This window comes from Bacillus sp. EA-CB0995 (assembly GCF_055814245.1).
Genome location: NZ_CP169269.1, coordinates 2,879,924 through 2,899,237, shown reverse-complemented (window position 1 = coordinate 2,899,237; position 19,314 = coordinate 2,879,924). Strand labels below are relative to the sequence as shown.

At 34.9% G+C, this 19,314-nt stretch carries 20 protein-coding genes and 2 pseudogenes; 17 read left to right on the top strand and 5 right to left on the bottom strand.

The window, feature by feature from the left end:
- Positions 1 to 176 precede the first annotated feature (176 nt).
- Positions 177 to 722 carry an HAD-IIIA family hydrolase gene (locus ACEWFJ_RS15020; RefSeq protein ID WP_473689086.1) on the bottom strand — a complete coding sequence of 182 codons (546 nt, stop codon included), beginning with the start codon at positions 720 to 722 and terminating at the stop codon, positions 177 to 179.
- A gap of 364 nt (positions 723 to 1,086) precedes the next feature.
- Between ACEWFJ_RS15020 and ACEWFJ_RS15015 the strand changes: the two genes are divergently transcribed.
- The 7 genes from ACEWFJ_RS15015 to ACEWFJ_RS14985 all read left to right on the top strand — a co-directional run bounded on the left by ACEWFJ_RS15015 (position 1,087) and on the right by ACEWFJ_RS14985 (position 5,289).
- Positions 1,087 to 1,797, top strand: coding sequence for an ABC transporter ATP-binding protein (locus tag ACEWFJ_RS15015; RefSeq protein ID WP_473689085.1), 711 nt, complete (start codon positions 1,087 to 1,089; stop codon positions 1,795 to 1,797).
- Positions 1,790 to 2,410: an ABC transporter permease gene (locus ACEWFJ_RS15010; RefSeq protein WP_473689084.1), complete on the top strand. Its 621-nt coding sequence runs from the start codon at positions 1,790 to 1,792 to the stop codon at positions 2,408 to 2,410. Before ACEWFJ_RS15015 ends, ACEWFJ_RS15010 begins: the two co-directional genes overlap by 8 nt.
- A gap of 77 nt (positions 2,411 to 2,487) precedes the next feature.
- Positions 2,488 to 2,628 carry a hypothetical protein gene (locus tag ACEWFJ_RS15005; RefSeq protein ID WP_473689083.1) on the top strand — a complete coding sequence of 47 codons (141 nt, stop codon included), beginning with the start codon at positions 2,488 to 2,490 and terminating at the stop codon, positions 2,626 to 2,628.
- Between the two features lie 38 nt (positions 2,629 to 2,666).
- Entirely contained in the window at positions 2,667 to 3,050 is a 384-nt protein-coding gene (locus tag ACEWFJ_RS15000) for a hypothetical protein (RefSeq protein ID WP_473692530.1), read from the top strand.
- A 476-nt stretch (positions 3,051 to 3,526) separates the two neighbouring features.
- Complete coding sequence (locus ACEWFJ_RS14995) at positions 3,527 to 4,102, top strand: YpjP family protein (RefSeq protein ID WP_429709913.1); 576 nt, start codon at positions 3,527 to 3,529, stop codon at positions 4,100 to 4,102.
- 134 nt (positions 4,103 to 4,236) lie between these two features.
- Positions 4,237 to 4,866: an HAD-IB family phosphatase gene (locus ACEWFJ_RS14990; protein WP_473689082.1), complete on the top strand. Its 630-nt coding sequence runs from the start codon at positions 4,237 to 4,239 to the stop codon at positions 4,864 to 4,866.
- A gap of 30 nt (positions 4,867 to 4,896) precedes the next feature.
- Entirely contained in the window at positions 4,897 to 5,289 is a 393-nt protein-coding gene (locus ACEWFJ_RS14985) for a VOC family protein (RefSeq protein ID WP_473689081.1), read from the top strand.
- Positions 5,290 to 5,575: 286 nt separating this feature from the next.
- Here ACEWFJ_RS14985 and ACEWFJ_RS14980 read toward each other — a convergent pair whose 3' ends face one another.
- Complete coding sequence (locus ACEWFJ_RS14980) at positions 5,576 to 6,139, bottom strand: GNAT family N-acetyltransferase (protein ID WP_473689080.1); 564 nt, start codon at positions 6,137 to 6,139, stop codon at positions 5,576 to 5,578.
- An 839-nt stretch (positions 6,140 to 6,978) separates the two neighbouring features.
- Positions 6,979 to 8,436 carry a serine hydrolase gene (locus ACEWFJ_RS14975; protein WP_473689079.1) on the bottom strand — a complete coding sequence of 486 codons (1,458 nt, stop codon included), beginning with the start codon at positions 8,434 to 8,436 and terminating at the stop codon, positions 6,979 to 6,981.
- Positions 8,437 to 8,705: 269 nt separating this feature from the next.
- On the opposite strand from ACEWFJ_RS14975, the gene ACEWFJ_RS14970 reads away from it, so the two are divergent.
- The 5 genes from ACEWFJ_RS14970 to ACEWFJ_RS14950 all read left to right on the top strand — a co-directional run bounded on the left by ACEWFJ_RS14970 (position 8,706) and on the right by ACEWFJ_RS14950 (position 14,214).
- On the top strand, positions 8,706 to 9,662 hold the full coding sequence (locus ACEWFJ_RS14970) for a thymidylate synthase (RefSeq protein ID WP_098307179.1): 957 nt from the start codon (positions 8,706 to 8,708) through the stop codon (positions 9,660 to 9,662).
- A gap of 20 nt (positions 9,663 to 9,682) precedes the next feature.
- Positions 9,683 to 10,165 carry a dihydrofolate reductase gene (locus tag ACEWFJ_RS14965; protein ID WP_429709909.1) on the top strand — a complete coding sequence of 161 codons (483 nt, stop codon included), beginning with the start codon at positions 9,683 to 9,685 and terminating at the stop codon, positions 10,163 to 10,165.
- A gap of 271 nt (positions 10,166 to 10,436) precedes the next feature.
- On the top strand, positions 10,437 to 12,431 hold the full coding sequence (locus ACEWFJ_RS14960) for a penicillin-binding transpeptidase domain-containing protein (RefSeq protein ID WP_473689078.1): 1,995 nt from the start codon (positions 10,437 to 10,439) through the stop codon (positions 12,429 to 12,431).
- A gap of 314 nt (positions 12,432 to 12,745) precedes the next feature.
- Positions 12,746 to 13,381, top strand: coding sequence for an FMN-dependent NADH-azoreductase (locus ACEWFJ_RS14955; RefSeq protein WP_473689077.1), 636 nt, complete (start codon positions 12,746 to 12,748; stop codon positions 13,379 to 13,381).
- 113 nt (positions 13,382 to 13,494) lie between these two features.
- On the top strand, positions 13,495 to 14,214 hold the full coding sequence (locus ACEWFJ_RS14950; RefSeq protein ID WP_473689076.1) for a lysophospholipid acyltransferase family protein: 720 nt from the start codon (positions 13,495 to 13,497) through the stop codon (positions 14,212 to 14,214).
- 138 nt (positions 14,215 to 14,352) lie between these two features.
- On the opposite strand, the pseudogene trhA reads toward ACEWFJ_RS14950, so the two are convergent.
- Positions 14,353 to 15,008: pseudogene (trhA, locus tag ACEWFJ_RS14945) on the bottom strand (PAQR family membrane homeostasis protein TrhA).
- A gap of 215 nt (positions 15,009 to 15,223) precedes the next feature.
- On the opposite strand from trhA, the gene ACEWFJ_RS14940 reads away from it, so the two are divergent.
- The 4 genes from ACEWFJ_RS14940 to ACEWFJ_RS14925 all read left to right on the top strand — a co-directional run bounded on the left by ACEWFJ_RS14940 (position 15,224) and on the right by ACEWFJ_RS14925 (position 17,624).
- On the top strand, positions 15,224 to 15,400 hold the full coding sequence (locus ACEWFJ_RS14940; RefSeq protein ID WP_098307191.1) for a twin-arginine translocase TatA/TatE family subunit: 177 nt from the start codon (positions 15,224 to 15,226) through the stop codon (positions 15,398 to 15,400).
- An 81-nt stretch (positions 15,401 to 15,481) separates the two neighbouring features.
- Positions 15,482 to 16,225, top strand: a complete 744-nt coding sequence (gene tatC / locus ACEWFJ_RS14935) for a twin-arginine translocase subunit TatC (protein ID WP_440603605.1) — start codon at positions 15,482 to 15,484, stop codon at positions 16,223 to 16,225.
- Positions 16,226 to 16,377: 152 nt separating this feature from the next.
- Positions 16,378 to 16,629, top strand: a complete 252-nt coding sequence (locus ACEWFJ_RS14930) for a DUF2535 family protein (protein WP_141524979.1) — start codon at positions 16,378 to 16,380, stop codon at positions 16,627 to 16,629.
- Positions 16,630 to 16,781: 152 nt separating this feature from the next.
- Complete coding sequence (locus ACEWFJ_RS14925) at positions 16,782 to 17,624, top strand: DegV family protein (RefSeq protein WP_253629401.1); 843 nt, start codon at positions 16,782 to 16,784, stop codon at positions 17,622 to 17,624.
- A gap of 107 nt (positions 17,625 to 17,731) precedes the next feature.
- Here the strand turns inward: ACEWFJ_RS14925 and ACEWFJ_RS14920 are convergent.
- A pseudogene (locus ACEWFJ_RS14920) lies at positions 17,732 to 18,705 on the bottom strand (MBL fold metallo-hydrolase).
- 143 nt (positions 18,706 to 18,848) lie between these two features.
- On the opposite strand from ACEWFJ_RS14920, the gene ACEWFJ_RS14915 reads away from it, so the two are divergent.
- A complete protein-coding gene (locus ACEWFJ_RS14915) occupies positions 18,849 to 19,307 on the top strand; it encodes a helix-turn-helix transcriptional regulator (protein ID WP_440603602.1) in 459 nt (152 codons plus the stop codon).
- Positions 19,308 to 19,314: the final 7 nt, after the last annotated feature.

Here is a 19,314-nt window from a genome sequence, read left to right as displayed (position 1 = left end):
ATCCATATATGACTAGTGATACATAACCAAGCATAGGACGATGCAGTCTCATAACATATGAATATGTAGGGACAAGCATTTCATAGAGAAATCGTTTTAGTATTTTCATCGTTGAGGTATGCAAGGGCGAATAGAGTATTTAAACAGCAATGCCGTTTTAAATGGCATTGCTGTTTTTATTTTGATATAGGATGTGTAAAGAGCCAAGAAACAGCGTCCTCTAAATTTTCTGCAATATAATTAGCTTCCATGCTCGCCCATTTATGACGATATGTATGCAGGGCGTCGTATCCAGCACCTGTTTGTACTAAAATTGTTGTTGCGCCGACTTTTATACCTGCAACGATATCACTCCAGCGATCGCCGATTATAACACATTTTGTTAAGTCAAGATGATGTTTTTTCGCCGCTTGAAGAAGCATTCCTGTTTCCGGTTTACGACATAGGCAACCATCATTATGCCTGTGTGGACAAAGGTATATGTCGTCAAAACCGAATGCTGTTAATTCCTCAATAAAGTCTTCCTTTGTTGCCTTGCCATCAGCTATACCAGGTTGGTTTGTAAAAGAAAATAATTGTATATTTTGTTCTTTTAGCTTATCTAGAGTCACCTTAGTAAATGAAAATAACTGAAATTCTCCAGGATAATGAATCGTCGTATCGCCGCCGATTGTACCGTCACGGTCGATGAAAATAGCTTCGATGCTTCGTTTATTTGTCATAGTATATGTCCTTTCTCTTTATTTGCTAGAAATGTTTTAGGTTGAATAACAAAAAAATATTTTGAACTCAAAATATAAAATATTCTACTATCAGTATTGTTTTCCTGCAAATAAAGTGAAACTTCCATCAGGGGGCTTCATCCCCAACTGATGGTTAGTTGAACCAATCGGGCTTTTACGGGCAGTTATTCTCCACCGATCTTCTTCGCTTTTCTCTGAATCTTGAGGTGGGGATCTTACTGCCCGTTAATGCGGGATGAACTGCATCTTTGCTACGTTTAAGCTTAAAAAGTATTTTTATTGAAAAATATGTTATTATTTTCATAGGAATTTTTTGTAATTTCATATAGAGAGAGGGATATTTTTGCTGCAGGTTAATATAAAATCGGCTGGATACGAAGCTGGAGAGCAAACGATACATAATATTGCTTTTTCAATTGAAAAAGGTGAGCTTGTTGCTTTAATTGGTGCAAACGGTGCAGGGAAGAGTACAACAATAAAATCGATTCTTGGATTATTAGCACATATGGAAGGGGAAATTTCGTTTGGAGATAAAAAGAATCCGTATGCATATGTACCTGAACATCCGACGTATTATGATTACTTAACATTATGGGAACATATTGAATTATTGATGGCTGCCAAGGATGTTGAAATAGGAAGCTGGGAAGTACAGGCAGAAGAGTTGTTACGTACGTTTCGTATGGACAAGCATAAACATGAGTATCTATCGAAATTTTCAAAAGGAATGAAACAAAAGTCGATGCTTATTTTAGCTTTTTTAACAGAGCCAGACTTTTATATTATTGATGAGCCGTTTATTGGTTTGGATCCGACAGCAACTCGTGATTTTCTCAATTTTTTGTATAAAGAAAAGGAACGTGGTGCGGGTATTTTACTGTGCACACATGTGCTAGATACAGCAGAAAGAATATGTGAGCGTTTCTTATTAATTTCAGAAGGAACTTTATTTGCAAATGGAGATTTACATAGTATTCAAACGCTTGCTAACATGCCAGAAGGCACATTGTTAGATTGTTTTGATGTGATTGTAAGGCGGGAACAACATGATTAGAAAACTATTTTATAAAAGGTTGTTTCATGAGGTAAAACGAAAGTGGAAAGCAGTACGCTCTGTTGTCGATTGGACCATCGCATTATACTTAATTGTTCCAGCACTTGTATTTAGCTGGATATATTATGCTTCACTTTGGAAGAATGGACCGACATCTGAAGATGTATTATATTGGTCTGCCGGATTTCTTGTGTTTTATGTAGCGACATTTTCAAGAAGTGTACGCTCATTTTTAGAACAAGCAGATAGTTTGTTTTTAATTCAATTTCCAAATCATATAAAACAAATGATGAAATATGGTATGATCTACTCTTTTTTCCGTATTTGTTTCACGAGTGCACTTATAACCATACTGTTTCTACCAATCTTTTTGAAAAGCTTAAAGGGAACTGGCGTACAAGCTTTTTTCTGTTTTGTATTTTTGATTTGTTCTCGTTTCACACTTGTCCTGCTGCAACGTTATATTGATGTTCGATTCCATAAGCAGTGGCAAGTGATGATTATAAAAAATATTCTCTTTTTTGTAGGGATTGTATATATAGGTATAACGTGTAGATACGTATTACAACAGTCTTTTTATACGTTTTTTTCTTTTTACTTCTCTTTATCATAAGTTTTTTCTTAGTAAAGGAAAAACTGCACTACCATCGCTTCTTCTTTAAAGAAATTGAAAGAGAAAAAGGAGAAGAAATGAGATGGACAAAGCAAATTATGACACTGGGAGGCCAAGTGCAAAAACCTACAAACGCAGCGAAGCCGTGGTTATTTCCGCGTTCTAAACGTATATTAATAGGAAATAGCAATGATTCTAGAATCATTGAAGCTTTTTAAAGGAATATTTTCGTTCGGGTGATGCTGGTGGTTTTTACATTCGTATCATTCTTGTTAGTGCAAGTTCGATTTGGCTTACACCATGGTGGATTGCTGCAATCGTTATTTTGTTTGCGTTATTTGCAATATTTCGTTATTCAAGTGATATATGGAAAGTTTTCTCTGGAAAATTATTCTTACAGTTATATTGTTCAGAAGGGAAAAAACTATGGCTTTCACAGAGAGCGAAGGGATATTTATTTTTGCCAGCTTTATTTGTGTATGGAATTGTTACACTAGCGCAATTTTACGTCATGGTTGCTGGAATTTGTGCAGGAGTTGCGATCATAATAACAGTGTGGATTTTATTTATTCCACACAAAAGGGCAGTAAGACTTCCTCCTCAAGACTATGAGCAATCAAAGAAGCTAGGTGGGGGATAAATGTTGGTAAGAGCTAAATTAGTGTCATTTTATCATTAACAAAAAAGAGCTGTGTAGCTCTTTTTTTAATCGGTAATCGACACATACATAAAATAGATGAGAACACAAATGCTTATTGCTGAAAAGAGAAGATCAAGATTCAAAAGGAAAACCTCCTAGTAAAATCAAAGAATAATACTTATTGTATGAAATCTTACTATTCCATATTCAAATCATTACAAATAATATTAACGTTAATACATTTATAAAGTGCAAAAATTGGCATCATTTTGTATAATGAGAGAAACAGTTATAAAGTGAAACTTCCATCAGTGGGGGTTTTTCATCCCCAACTGATGGTTAGTTGAACCAATCGAGCTTTTACGGGCAGTTATCCCCCCACCTATCTTCCTCGTTTCTCTTTGAATCTTGAAGTGGGGGCCTACTGCCCGTTAATGCGGGATAAAAACAGGAGCAAAGAAAGGGAGGGATGCAAAATGCCAAATTGGATGAAAAAGACACTCGTCGCGTTAATTACTGTATTTACATTTGGATTAGTAACACCTCCTTCTGCACTGCTTGATAATGCAAAAACGGACAAGCCTACAAAACAGCAAAACCTAGAGCGAACGCCGTATACATTGGATGAAAAACAAAATGAGATAAGCTCGGAAGCATTTCTCTCTTATGCGATGGATGAAGCAGAGCGGCAATCAATGGAGAAATTTGGATCGAAAATTGGGCCAGTAATTGAAGATGAGTTTAAAGGTGTTGTATTGCCGAAAATAGAAGAAGCAATTGCAGAACTTGCAAACGATACACCAAAAGATTCATTACAGTCTTTAGCAATTTCACAAAAGCCAGCTGGTGGGCAACATGAAAAGATTTTTCATGTTTATGATACAAAAACAGGGGATGACTTACTGCGGTTTCACGTAAGACGAGATCATCCGCCGCAAGATGGTTATTATTTTAATTTTCATTATCATCGTTATGAAGATGATTTTATAGCACATCACGAGCTTGGTGATATTTATTGGAATACGAATACACCGCCGCAATGGCTTTCATAGGAAAAAAGAACAAGGATATATACCTTGTTCTTTTTTTGTAGATAAAGAGAAAGTAAATAAAAGGTAATATCAATTTGAAAGAGAATTCATAAATATAAAGAATATCAAAGTAACGATAACAAGGAGCATTCGTAATGAATAAATATATTATTTTTGATTTTGATGGTACGTTAGTGGATTCTAAAGATATCTTTATTCCTATTTTCAATGAAATAGCAGAGAAACACCGTTTTAAACAGGTAAGAGAAGAGGATGTTGAAGCATTGCGGAAGTTATCAATTCCTGAGAGGTGTAAATTGCTTCACGTGCCTCTGTATAAAATCCCTATGATAGCATTAGAGTTTTATAAATTATATCAACCATCGATCTCAAATCTTACTTTGTTCGATGGAATAAGAGATGTTTTGCAGACGTTGAAAGAGAGCGGCTTTGAAATTGTCATTGTATCCTCGAACGCTGAGGAGCATATTCGGGAATTTTTACGTCATAATGAAATTGATTTTATTCATGATGTTTTTTGTTCTAATAATATTTTTGGAAAAGATAAAGTGATAAAGAAATTTTTAAAAGCAAATAAACTACAAAATTCCGATGTGATTTATGTTGGAGATGAGCTGCGAGATATTGTATCTTGCAAAAAAATTGGCGTAGAAGTCATTTGGGTAAGCTGGGGCTACGATGTAATAGAAACGGTACAGGATGAATCTCCGAATTACATTGTGAATGTGCCAAAAGAGATTGTAACTGTCGTACATTCGAAGTAGAAGGTTGGTAGGAAAGGGAGCAAGGGGAGTATGTCGGAGAAAACGTTTGAACCAGGTATTCACCATATCGAATTTTGGGTCGCAAACTTAGAGGAATCTATTGAATTTTATCGTCAATTTTTTTCTATTATTGGCTGGAAACAACTCAATGAAACAGCTTTTAGTACAGAGAAAACAGAAATATATTTTAAAGAGATTGGTGCGGAACTTGTGCGAACGTTAGGTCCAAGGCATATTTGTTATCAGGCAATGAATCGGTCTGTAGTTGATGAAGTAGCACATTTCTTACATAATGTTCGTGCCACAATCATTCGCGGATTAATAGAAATGAAAGAGTATTCAGAAGGATATTATACAGTTGATTTTTATGATCTGAACGGTTACATATTAGAAGTTGCATATGCGCCGAATATGGAGATGTAAATTGAATATCTGAAACAATGATTCAAGTACTTTTAAATTAGCAGCACAAGTTGTAACAAGATTAATAAAAATCCTGTATGTATTGTGAATGCAGGATTTTATTTTTTGATCAAACTAACCAATAACGTACAATTTTCTTTTTTGGGCCGTGTGCCCCCTTAAAAGTTATGAAAACGTTCGTTATAAAAAATCAAAAAAGCCGCCTTCCAAATTTGGAAACCGACTTTAAGATATGTTGTACAACTATCGCATGCTTTAGTTGTACAAGGAATTTTAAAATTTTAATCTAATTTACTTTTGCATAGATGCAGGTATCAGTTAGTTTTTTACCGTCAGCTGAAAGATCTTCATTACGTAATATCCCTTCAAGCTCAAAACCTAGTTTTTCAGGGATCGTACGACTTTTAGTGTTATTAGATTCACATCGTATTTCAATCCTTCTAAATTTGAGTAACTGAAATCCAAGGTTTGTTAACTCACTTACTGCTTCTGTCATATATCCATTGCCACTAAATTGCGTGTTAATCCAGTATCCAATTTCACATTTAGAAATCTTCCAATTAATTCCGTGAAGGCTAGCAGTTCCAATAAAATCATTAGTACCCTTATGATAGATAAGATAGCGAAAGCTTTCTCTTTTCAAAAAATCTATATGGGCATTTCTCAGAATAATTTCCGTTTCTTCAACAGTAGGAATTGACTGGTATAAAAGCAACCATTGTTTTAACTCATTAATTGAATCCTTAATAGCTTGGTATACTACATTCCCGTCACCAGCTTGAAGTGGTGCTCGAAGAATTAGTCTATCTGTTTCTATTTGTAACGGAACATCTAATAAAATAGGATGCATATAATTTCTCCTCTCGAAAACTTTCAATTATGACAGAATGAAACTTATATAATAAAAAAACTTTCACCCAAAAGAAATAATTCTTGAGGACGAGAGTTGCAATTTCGTGGTACCACCTCAGTTCGTTGATATGTCACCATATCAACCTCTTCGAGTACGTTACTATAATAAATAAATTAAAAAATACCCTATCTCACTAACAGGAAATCCCGTCACAGCATCACTATAAGTTATTATAGAACCGTGCGAAGCTCCTAGTTTATCTTCATTAAGAACTTGATATACAGCAATACAGTAAAGCTTATCTCCTAAAAATTAGTAAACAATAAATATATATTCAATTCATCACTTAGAAATCCCTTTTCACATATTGAAAACTAAACTGCCAGTTGGTACAAAAAAATGGCTACCGAAGCAGCCTTAGGTTGTTCAACTAATGCATGCGTTAGTTGAATAAGGAATTATTATTTTTCATCTATTGGCTTCCAATTTTTATCTTTTGCATAATGAGGTAGCGTCACATCACCATCAAGTTAAGAAAAGCAAATACCCCAAAACGAAAAAATGAGCTTTTTTGTTACAAGTTAGTACAAAATTTTGTTCTAGGAGGTACTATAAAATTTTAGCTTGATGGGCATGGGGTCCTGCCACAGAGCCAACAACAAAAACATGTCGTGATAAAAGGAGTGGATTTCCCACTCCTCTTCCTTTTCTCTATAATTGTTAAACAACATAGGTCATCGTGTAATAATACTATCTAACTTTCACTTTTCTTACCTTTCAGTAAAAACAAAAATCAGCGCTCTTTATTTTGGAAATAAACCTTACTAGTGGAAATTCTATTTTTCAGTTTTCGTAAACAGAATCGGCTTTGTGCTTAACGTTGCTGGTAGATGCAGTTTAAGCTCGTTTAGTTCACCTGATGTATTCATCTCATAAGAAACTAATATGTTCATTTCCATTTGGAAAACATTCCATTTTGTACTGAACATATCATAGTGATGATGGTTCATTTCAATATCAAATGAGGCAAATTTTAAGTATAAAGTTTCATTTCGTTTGTGTATTTCTATTGTGCCGTAAGCAGGATGTTCAAACGTTCCGATATAATCTTTTAATGGATGCGAAAGAATAGTTTCCTTTACTTGTGGTAGCGGTTTGTTCATTTCTTTCATTATTTCATTAAACTTCGCTGTGTCTTCTACAGCACGTTTATGCCAATCAATTGGTTCTAATCCAAGCAATTCATCATAAATTTGATGTGCAAGGTAAGAAGGAAGTAACGTTTTACCGGAATTCGTTAACACGACAAGCCCAATATTATGTTCTGGCATAAAGGATACAAGTGCCGAGAATCCATCGATATTCCCGCCATGATGGATTTCTTTATGTCCGCGATAGGCGCTAATAAACCAGCCGAGACCGTAACTGTTTAATGGAGTTTCTGGCACAGCGAATATTGGTTCATCTGGAATTGGGATATGCGGTGTATACATTTGTTGGAGCATGTCCGGCATGATAAGTTCATGTTCACCAACTTTTCCTTTATTTAAATGAAGTAATACCCATTTTGCCATATCTTCTATATTAGAGTTCATACATCCAGCAGCACCAATTGTATCAATTTTGCAGAAAGGTACTTCTGTTATGTTCCCATCTTTCTCGATGTAAGGAAGTGCGTGATCATCTGATTTTTGTGAAGTGGTAACTGAGAAGTTCGTACGTTCCATCTGAAGCGGGTCTAAAATATGTTCTGTTACATATTGTTCCCATGTTTGATTTGTAATGTTTTCAGCAATATAACTAATCGTGGCATACATTAAGTTGTTATATAAAAATGCCGAGCGGAATGGTGCATCTAGTTCTAAGTGCCGAACGTTTTCGGCAATATCTTTTCTATTTAAAGAGGCTGCGTACCATAGTAAATCATGGCGGCTTACGCCGGTGCGATGAGATGCTAAATCGCGAGCTGTTGTTTGCGCGCTTGCTAGCGGATCAAGAAGTGAAAAAGTTGGAAGATAAGTTTGTACAGGTGTATCCCAATTGAACTTTTGCTGCTGTGCGAGTAAGCTTAAAGAAAGTGTACCGAATGCTTTTGTCGATGAACCAATTGCAAATAATGTTTTTGATGTAACTGCTTTTTTATTTTTTGTATCACGGTACCCATAACCTTCTGAGAATACTACTTCTCCATTTTTTACGATAGCAACCGCAGCTCCAGGAACGTTTAAATCCTTCATCATGTTTTTGATTGCCGTATGTAATTTACTTGTAAGAGGCATTTCAAGTTTTTGCATAGTAAAACCTCCATTCATATATTATTTACTTCCGCACAATAGTTTCTTGAAAAGGATAGAAAAACCCTTTTTCTTTTTATGGGGAATTTTGACAAAAGTATGTCAGATTTTGAAGATGAAAAAATTTTTTAATACGGAGTTCTGTACGTGTATTCTGTATGAAAGAGTTTTTTACTAAAAAGGCTGTGTGAAATTCAAATGCATATATGATAAACTCCATATAGGAAAAAATAATGTTACATAAAGCAATTGTGAAAGAAGGTTACTTGATGAAACACGCAGAGTATGAATATTTAAATATGTGCCGTCACGTTATGGAAAACGGTACGAGAAAAGAAGATCGCACTGGTACAGGGACAGTATCTGTATTTGGGTATCAAATGCGCTTTGATTTAAGTCAAGGTTTTCCGTTACTTACGACAAAACGTGTGCCGTTTCGTTTAGTAGCGAGCGAACTTCTTTGGTTTATGAAAGGTGACACAAACATTCGTTACTTGTTGCAGCATAATAATAATATTTGGAATGAATGGGCGTTTAAAAATTGGGTTGAGAGCGATGCGTATACAGGTCCAGATATGACAGATTTTGGACTGCGTTCACAGCAAGATGAAGACTTTAATAAGCAATACGAAGAGCAAATGGAATTGTTTAAAACAAAGGTGTTAGAAGATGATGAATTTGCGAAGCGTTACGGTAATTTAGGAGATGTGTACGGGAAACAGTGGCGTGCATGGAAAACCACTGCTGGAGAGACGCTTGATCAATTGCAAGATGTAATTGACATGATTAAGAAAAACCCAGATTCCCGTCGTTTAATCGTGTCTGCATGGAATCCGGAAGATGTACCAAGTATGGCACTACCACCTTGTCATACATTATTCCAATTTTATGTGGCTGATGGGAAATTATCTTGTCAGCTATATCAACGCAGCGGTGATATTTTCCTAGGTATTCCGTTTAATATAGCTAGTTATTCTTTATTAACACATTTAATTGCGCATGAGTGTGGATTAGAAGTGGGTGAGTTTGTTCATACAATTGGTGATGCACATATTTATACAAATCACTTTGAACAAGTAGAAAAACAATTAGCACGTGAACCACGTTCATTCCCAACGTTAAAGCTAAACCCAGATGTGAAATCTATTTTTGATTTTGAAATGAACGACCTTATGTTAGAAGGATACGATCCACATCCAGCAATTAAAGCACCGGTAGCTGTGTAAGCGAAGATAGGAGGATATATATGATTTCATTACTTGTAGCAATGGATAAAAATCGTCTAATCGGTAAAGATAACCAATTACCTTGGCATCTTCCGGCAGATTTGGCATACTTTAAAAAAGTAACGATGGGCCATCCGATTATTATGGGAAGAAAAACGTTTGAATCAATTGGAAGACCTTTACCCGGCAGAACGAACATTATTTTAACTCGTAACAAAAATTATGAAATGGAAGGCTGTGAAGTTATCCATTCTATTGATGATGTACAGAAAATGGACGAGCAAATGAATGAAGAAATCTTTGTCATTGGCGGAGCAGAGATTTTTAAAGAAGTTCTTCCATTTGCAGATCGCTTATATATTACGAAAATTGAAGAAGTATTTGAAGGTGACACATTCTTTCCAGAAATTAATTACGATGAGTGGAAAGAAATATCTGTAGAACAAGGCGTGACAGATGAGAAAAATCCATATACGTATGCTTATCATGTGTATGGTAAATGAAAATAAAGTGGGAGAGAAGATTGGTGTATTACATACCAATCTTCTTTTGTTGTTGTCTTTTCTAAGTACACTCCACAATTTTGTATCCTCTCCTTTTTGTTTTTATACTAAGAAAACGAAAAATAAAAACAAATCCTTATATAAAAATTTTCTGAATGTTATAATGATAATATAAAGAACGACGCATATTGCGTCGGTTTTTTATTGGGTGAATTTTATAAAATTGGATTTTTATAGTATGATAGTATCGAAATATAAAGGAGGGGAAAATGTGAAAAAGATATGGGGAATGCTTTTTATTTTTTCAATGCTATTCATAGTAGGTTGCGGAAAAGAAGAGAAGCCAGAGCAAGCGATGGATACATATGTAAAAGCATGGAATGAGCAAAAGTTTGATGAAATGTATGAACAGTTATCGAAAGAGGCAAAGCAGTCGATTACAAAAGAAGATTTTGTAAAGAAATATGAAAACGTTTATACAGGAATTGCGGTGAAAAATTTAAAAGTAGAAGCAGTAACGAAAAAAGAAGACAAAAAAGATGAGAAAAACAATGCGAATGTACCTTTTAAAGTAAGCATGGATACAATCGGCGGGAAGATTACGTTTGAAAATGATGCAAAGCTTGTGAAAGAAAAGGATGGAGATAAGGATGTCTGGAAAGTTGATTGGAATCCATCATTTATTTTTCCAACTATGAAACAAGATGATAAAGTACTTGTTCAATCATTTTCGCCAAAGCGCGGTGAAATTTATGACAGGAATGGAAGCGGATTAGCAACAAATGGGAAAGCTTCAGAAGTTGGAGTTGTACCTGGAAAATTAGGTGAATCAGCACAGCAAACAAAAGAAACATTAGCAAAATTATTACATATGCCGGTTGAAGATATCGAAAAGAAATTAACAGCAAAATGGGTACAACCAGGCTACTATGTTCCACTTTCTATTTTACCAGAGGATGCAAATGAAAATGATTACATATCTATGCCTGGTGTAGCGATACGTACAGTGAATGTTCGTACATATCCTTTAGGAGAAGCCGCGGCACATTTAACTGGCTATATGGGGAAAGTGAATGCAGAGGATTTAAAGAAATTAGCGGATAAAGGATATAAAGCCGATGATCCTATTGGAAGAACAGGTCTGGAAAGTGTTTTTGAAGATAAACTTCGCGGTGAAAAAGGCGGACGTGTTTATATTGCAGATGCGAAAGGAAAAGAATTAAAAGAACTTGCCAAAAAAGAAGCGAAAGATGGCGAAAATATTACACTAACGATCGATGGAGATTTACAACAAAAAATTTATGCAGAAATGAAGGGCGAAGCGGGCTCAAGTGCAGCAGTGCATCCACAAACAGGAGAAACATTAGCTCTTGTAAGTAGTCCATCATACAATCCAAACGCTATGATAAGAGAGTCAGCAAAAGCAGAACGAGATGCTTGGAATAATGATCCGAAAAAGCCGATGACAAATCGGTTTACACAAGTATACGCACCCGGTTCTGTTTTTAAGCCAATCACAGGCGCCATTGGTCTAGAAACAAAAGTACTGAATCCAAAAGAATCTCTTAACATTGATGGTTTAAAATGGGCAAAAGATTCTTCTTGGGGTAACTATTATGTAACGCGTGTCAAAGAGGTCAATCCAGTTGATTTTGAAAAAGCAATGATTTATTCCGATAACATTTATTTTGCACAGGAAGCATTAAAAATTGGTAAAGATAAGTTTATGGAAGAAGCGAAGAGATTTGGGTTTGGTGAAAAGTTACCGATTGAATATGGATTTGCAACTTCGCAGATCGCAAAAGATGGTATAAAAAATGATATTCAACTTGCTGATACAGGGTATGGTCAAGGTCAAGTTTTAATGTCATCTCTTCACGTTGCATTATCTTATGCGCCAATTGTGAATGAGGGGAATATTCCATCTCCACATCTTTTAAAAGATGAAAAGCAGGTAAAGGCGTGGAAAGAAAACGTGGTATCAAAAGAGAACAGTGATATTTTGAAAGATGCTTTAATAAAAGTTGTGAATGACCCAGAAGGAACAGGTAAGATTGCAAAATTAGATGGTATTACGCTTGCTGGAAAAACAGGAACAGCGGAATTAAAAGAATCAAAAGAAGCGGATGGTAAAGAGTTAGGGTGGTTTGTTGCATTTGATGCAAATTCTCCAAATATGGTTGTGGCAATGATGATTGAAGATGTAAAAGGTAGAGGTGGAAGTAGTATTCCGGCTGAGAAAGTCAAACATGTGTTTCAAAAGTGATGGACAAAGAGCTATCTCATTCATAAGTGAGGTAGCTCTTTTTTATCCCGCTATAGGCAGTCAGACCCCTACCTCAAGAAGCGAAGAAATATCTCTAATTGTTAATAGCTTTCCGCAATTCAGTGATGAATTTCTTTCACTGATGAAAGTCTTGCTCAATATAATCACATACTTACGAAAAGAAAGTAACTATTTTTATTGACAGATAAACATTAATTATATATTATTACTTATGTAAGGTAAGTAATTTACTTTTCAACAATAAAATCTTGAATTGAAGATATTAATGAAGAGAAAAAAGGAGAGAAATCAATATGACAAAAGTATTATTTATTACAGCAAATCCAAATCCAGCAGAAGTATCATTTGGCATGGCAGTAGGAGAAGCATTTATTGAAGGTTACAAACAAGCGAATCCACAAGATGACGTTGTAACAATTGATTTATTCCATACAAACGTACCTGCAATTGATGGTGAAGTGCTTGCTGCTTGGGGGAAACTTGGGGCAGGAGAAGGCTTTGAAACATTAAGTGAAAGCCAACAACAAAAAGTTGCAGCAATGAGTGGGAACTTAGAAACATTTATGCATGCAGATAAATACGTATTTGTAACACCAATGTGGAACTTAAGCTATCCACCAGTTGTAAAAGCATACTTAGATAACTTATCAATTGCAGGTAAAACATTCAAATATACTGAAAATGGTCCAGTTGGTTTATTAGAAGGCAAAAAAGCGCTTCATATCCAAGCAACAGGCGGCATTTACGCTGAAGGACCATACGCAGCAATGGATTTTGGCCGCAACCACTTAAAAGCGATGTTAAATTTCATGGGTGTAATGGATGTAGAATATATTGCAGTAGAAGGTATGAGTGCAAATCCTGCACAGGCACCTGAAATTAAAGAACAAGCAATCGAAAAAGCACGTGAATTAGCAAAACAATTCTAATCTATCATATTATGAAAAATGTCCAAACACTTGCCGTTTGGACATTTTTTCTTCTTTTTCCTTCGTTTGTCTAGTATAATGAAGAACGGAATGACAATATGTGGGGGTTCTATATGATTCAAACGTTTTTAAAAATTTTGTACTTAATTTTAATTGTAATTGGTATTACGCCAAGAATGTGGCGTGTAAAACGAAAGGTACATACACTATCACCTCAAGAAAAAGATCGTCTGGTATATAAAACAACAAATTGGTTTGGCAAGAAGATGGTTCATGTAGCTGGATCAACAGTACAAGTGAATGGACTTGAAAATGTACCACAAGATAAGCCAGTGCTAGTAGTAAGTAATCATCAAAGTGATATGGATATTCCTGTTTTACTAGGTTATTTAAATAAGCCAATTGGATTTGTTTCGAAAGCGGAAATTAAAAAATTTCCACTTGTATCAACATGGATGGAATTGATGAACTGTGTATTTATGAATCGCAAGGATCGCCGTCAATCTTTACAAGCTATTAAAGATGGAATTGAGCTGTTAAAGCAAGGACATTCTATCGTTATTTTTCCAGAAGGAACTCGTAGTAAGGGAAATGGAATGGGAGAATTTAAAGCTGGTAGTTTCCATCTTGCTGTAAAAGCAGGTGTAGCGATTTTACCAGTAACATTGGCCGGAACTTATAAAATGTTTGAAGCAAACGGTAATCGAATGAAGCCGGCGCATGCAACAGTCACAATTTCGAAACCAATTACAGCAGAACAATATCAAAATATGGATATTAAAGAATTAACAAAATATACGCAAGATATTATTGCGGGTCAGTTAAAAAAATAAGTAGAAAAGGTCTCAGCTATAAAAGCTGAGACCTTTTTCTTCCGCTATTTGAGGTCAGTAATATCCTCACCTCAAAATTCAGCAAAAGCAAAGAAGTTAGGTGGGGGAAGAGAATCCCCCACTTATTAAAGTTTCACTTTATGCTACAGGTAATACATAAAATAACACGCAGAAAAACATCATCGCACTTCCGCCTAATACAAATACGTGCCAAATTGCATGATTGAATGGTAGCTTTTCCCATAAGAAGAAGATGGCGCCGACAGAGTATAAAATTCCACCAATTAATAATAATGAGAAGCCGCTACCTGTTAAGCTTTCATATAACGGCTGAATGGCAACAATGATGAGCCAGCCCATAATGACATAAAACAAAGTTGATAGTTTAATAAAACGACGTACAAAAAGATTTTAAAGACGATTCCGGCGATTGCTAGTGTCCAAATGATTGCGAGTAATGTCCAGCCCAGTGGTCCGCGTAGTGTAACGAGTAGAAATGGTGTATATGTGCCAGCAATTAATAAATAGATGGCAGAATGATCTAAGATAGTAAATAACTTTTCTACTTTTGGGTGATGGATACTATGTAATAGCGTTGAACATAAATAAAGTAAAAACATGCTCACACCGTATATAGTAAACCCTACAATTGCCGATGCTGTTCCGTACTTTGAGGCATGGATAATTAAAATAATTAACGCAGGGATACTTAAAATGGCGCCGATGCCATGTGTAATTGCATTTGCGATTTCTTCTTTAACAAACTGAGTCATTCGAGTCATCTTTTGAGTCATGTTTCGACTCCTTTCTTACGTAGTAAAATGAGGAGTATAGTTTCTTTCACCATATCATATACAAAGAGAATAAGAAATGAAATTTGTATAAATATTGTATTTTCGAATTTTTGTGACAAAAGATAACGGATACATTGACGTTTACAAATTTTTCTGACAAAATAAAACCAAGGGATAGCAGAACCATTCAATCTACTTATAAGGGGGATGGAAATATGTTTTCAAATATTGGTTTTCCAGGCTTAATTTTAATTTTAGTAGCTGTACTTATTTTATTCGGTCCTAAAAAATTACCTGAAATTGGACGAGCTTTAGGGGAAACTTTAAAAGAGTTTAAAAAATCAACAAAAGAATTAACGGATGATGCTTTTCAAGATAAAGAACGTAAATAATATATGTATAATTTAGAAAAGATGTAAGGCGAGAATCTCTCTTGCATCTTTTTTATCGGATGAAAAAAGAGTGGTGAAAAAATGAACGATCGAGAAATGAGTATTATAGAGCATATTAGTGAATTGCGAAAGCGTTTAATTATTACCGTCCTATCATTTGTGTTTTTCTTAATTATAGGATTTGTATACACAAAAGATATTTATTTTTTCCTTGTGAAAGATTTAACAATGAAATTGACAGTTTTAGGTCCAAGTGATGTGTTATGGATTTTCTTTTCTATCGCTTCATTATTTGCAGTTGTTTGTACAATACCAATAGCTGCATTTCAGTTATGGTTATTTGTAAAACCTGGTTTGCATCCACGAGAACAAAAAATGACTTTAATGTACATTCCTGTGTTATTTATATTATTTATTGCAGGGCTATGTTTCGGATATTTTATTGTGATGCCGTTTTTACTTCACTTTTTAACGCAGATTGGAAATGAGATGTTTAATACGATGTTTACAACCGAGAAATATTTTTATTTCGTATTAAATTTAACGGTACCATTTGCAGTTATATTTGAATTACCTATTGTTGTTATGTTTTTAACAAGTATAGGTTTTTTAACGCCATACTTCCTACAACAGATAAGGAGATATGCATATGTCATATTAATTATTATAGCATCATGTATATCGCCACCTGATTTTTTATCCCATAGTATGGTAGCGGTGCCTCTTATATGTATATATGAAATTAGTATCGCTCTGTCGAAAATTGTGTATAAGCGTAAACGAAGTCGTGAAAATGATTTTGAATCGAAAAGTGCCTCTTTATGACGGGCACTTTTTTTATTTTTTGTTATACTATTAATGTAAGCGTATACAATATAAAGAAGAAAAAAAATAATGCTTCTCCAAAATTTAGACAAACTTTTTGTCTTTGTCGGTTTATACTAACATTATAAATCCAAAAAAAGAGGATTGATATCGTGATTATGAAGAGTTTTTATTTTACTCATCCAACAGGAAAATGCGTAAAGGTGGTCGAAATCCCTGTGCTACAAACACAGCACCCATTAGCGTTTCAAATTCAGTCGCGTCTTCAGCTCTTTATCTCCAAAATTCAAAAACAAAAACAACCAAGGTTTTCGTACTCATTTCGAGAATATTTGCGAAGTTGCTTAAAATGGAATGATTATTCAAATGTATATGAAACAAACACGTTAGAAAAAAATGCATAGAAAAATTCGAGACAGAGTAAATGCGCTCTGTCGTTTTCTTTTTAGTCATAAAAAGTGAGGATTTTGTCGGAAAATTATCTCAAACTGTTGAAAGCAATGGGAATACTAGTATAATAACAGGGAGAGCGTAGTGGAAAGGGAAGAAGTAAAATATGCAAAAAATTAAAATTGTCACAGACTCAACGGCGGATTTATCACCAGATGTGATTGAAAAATATGATATTCATGTTATCCCATTATCAATTTCTGTGAACGGACAAACTTATTTAGATCGTATAGATTTACAACCAGATGAGTTTATTGAAGAAATGGAAAAATCGGAAGAATTGCCAAAAACATCTCAACCAGCAGTTGGTTCATTTGTAGAAATGTATGATCGTTTAGGAGAGGACGGCAGTCAAGTTCTTTCGATTCACTTAACAAATGGCCTAAGTGGATCAGTTGCAACAGCAAATAGTGCAGCAACGATGACGGATACAAAAGTAACAGTAATTGACTCTTTATTTATTAGTCATGCTTTAGCTTATCAAGTAATTGAAGCAGCAAAAATGGCGCAAGAAGGTCGTTCTTTAGAAGATATTTTAAAACGTGTTGAAGAAGTTAGAAAAAACACACGCCTATTTGTTGTCGTTGATACATTAGAAAACCTTGTAAAAGGTGGTCGTATTGGTAAAGGAAAAGCAATGATTGGATCTTTATTAAATATTAAGCCGATTGCTAGTGTTGAAGACGGAGTCTACAATCCGATTACTAAGGTACGTAGCCAAGGACAAATTGTAAAAACATTAGCGAAAATATTTGAAGAGGATGTAGCTGGTAAAACAGTAAAAGCAGTGGCTATTCCTCACGCGAAAGCACTACCGTTAGCGCAAAAAATGAAAGAAGCAGTTGAAAAAATTAGTGGATTTACACAATCAGAGATTTTCTTCACAACACCTATTATTAGTACACATACAGGCGTTGGAGCAATTGGATTTTCTTATTTTGCAGAATAGAAAAAAGCTACTTGATTACATTCAAGTAGCTTTTTTAGTATAGTGCAAAAGAAATAATACGCACGATACGAATGCTCATACTATTATGTTCTGATTTTGTAAATGTGTTATACATGCGTATTTTCCTTTTTTATTTTTTCTTCTTGTATGGAAGGCGAAGTAGCTATATACGTTTGCCCAAGAAATAAAATGTGCAATTGTTCCCATGGGAGCATTCGTAAATTCCAATTGTTGCGAAGTCTTGTAATCGCCTCCTTTGGCGTTTCATCTGCGAGCGGAAATGCACCGTAATGCATGGGGATAAAATGTTTTGCTTTTATATCTAAAAATGCTTGCACCGCTTCTTCTGGAGAAATATGCGATATTTTCATAAACCATTCGGGTTCATAGGCTCCAATTGGCATGAGGGCAATATCAATTGTAAAGCGTTCTCCAATTTCTTTAAAACCCCGAAAGTATCCACTATCGCCGCAAAAATAAATGGTTTCTTCTGTTGTTTTGTTTTCAATGACCCATCCTCCCCAATGTGAGGAGTTCATATCAAATAATGATCTTCTCGTCCAATGCTGAGCTGGGACTAAGTGAAAATGTATATTATCAATTACTGTATGTTCCCACCAGTTATATTCTTCAACATGGAAAAATTTCTTTCGTAAAAATAACTTTTTTAAGCCACTTGGTACCAAATATAGTACATCCGATTTTAGTTGACGAAGCGTGGGGAAATCAAGGTGATCGTAGTGACCGTGAGAAATAAGTACTACATCAATGGGCGGAAGTTCTTCAAGCGTCAGTCCAGGATCTGTAAGCCGTGGTACAACTTTAACTTTTTTAGACCATACAGGATCGGTTAAAATATTAAGTCCATTCATTTGAATAAGAAATGTCGAGTGGCCAATCCATGTAACGGTTGTTTTATGTGTATTCGCACGTAAAAATGTAGCTTGTTTTACAGGCGATTGTTCTATAACGAAAGTGGAGTCTTTTTCTTTTGTTTACGTTCTTTTCTCCACCGTAAAAATTCCCTTATTGGCTTTTTGGTACTAATATTATCCATGTTCCCATAACGCTTTCCACACATGAGCATCACCTCATATAAAATCTATTTAGTTCTATTGTATCGAAATGTTGTAAAGGAAAGAAGTAAATGAAATTGACTAATTATTAAAAAAGTGTAAAATTACAACGAGGTAATCTTTACAAAGCAAACAGAGGTGTGTTCACATGAATAAAGAGAAAGTGATACTGACAATTGCGAAAAGAATGAAACTTATTCGAATAGAACATAATTATACGCAAGAAGAAATGGCAGAGATTTTAGGTCTTTCCAAAAAGACGCTTGTTCAAATTGAAAAGGAACGCATTTCACCTTCGTGGACGACTGTTGTTGCGGTATGTGCGTTGTTTCAAGACAGCGAAGTGTTACAGTCTGCGTTTGGGGGATCTGCTCTTGAAGTTGTTCAAACAGTCTCTCATCACCATATTGAATATAAAAAAGAAAAAACGATGGGTGGACATGTATGGTGGAAGGAAATTGAGAAAAGAGGGCTTTTCTGCTTACAGCAAAATATTGTTAGTCAGCATTATCGTATTTTAGATGACGAAGATTATAGGTGGTTTAGCACATTTGATAAAGAAGAAGCTATTGAAAAATTAGTACGATTTAGTGAACAAGTGAAGTAAACACTTC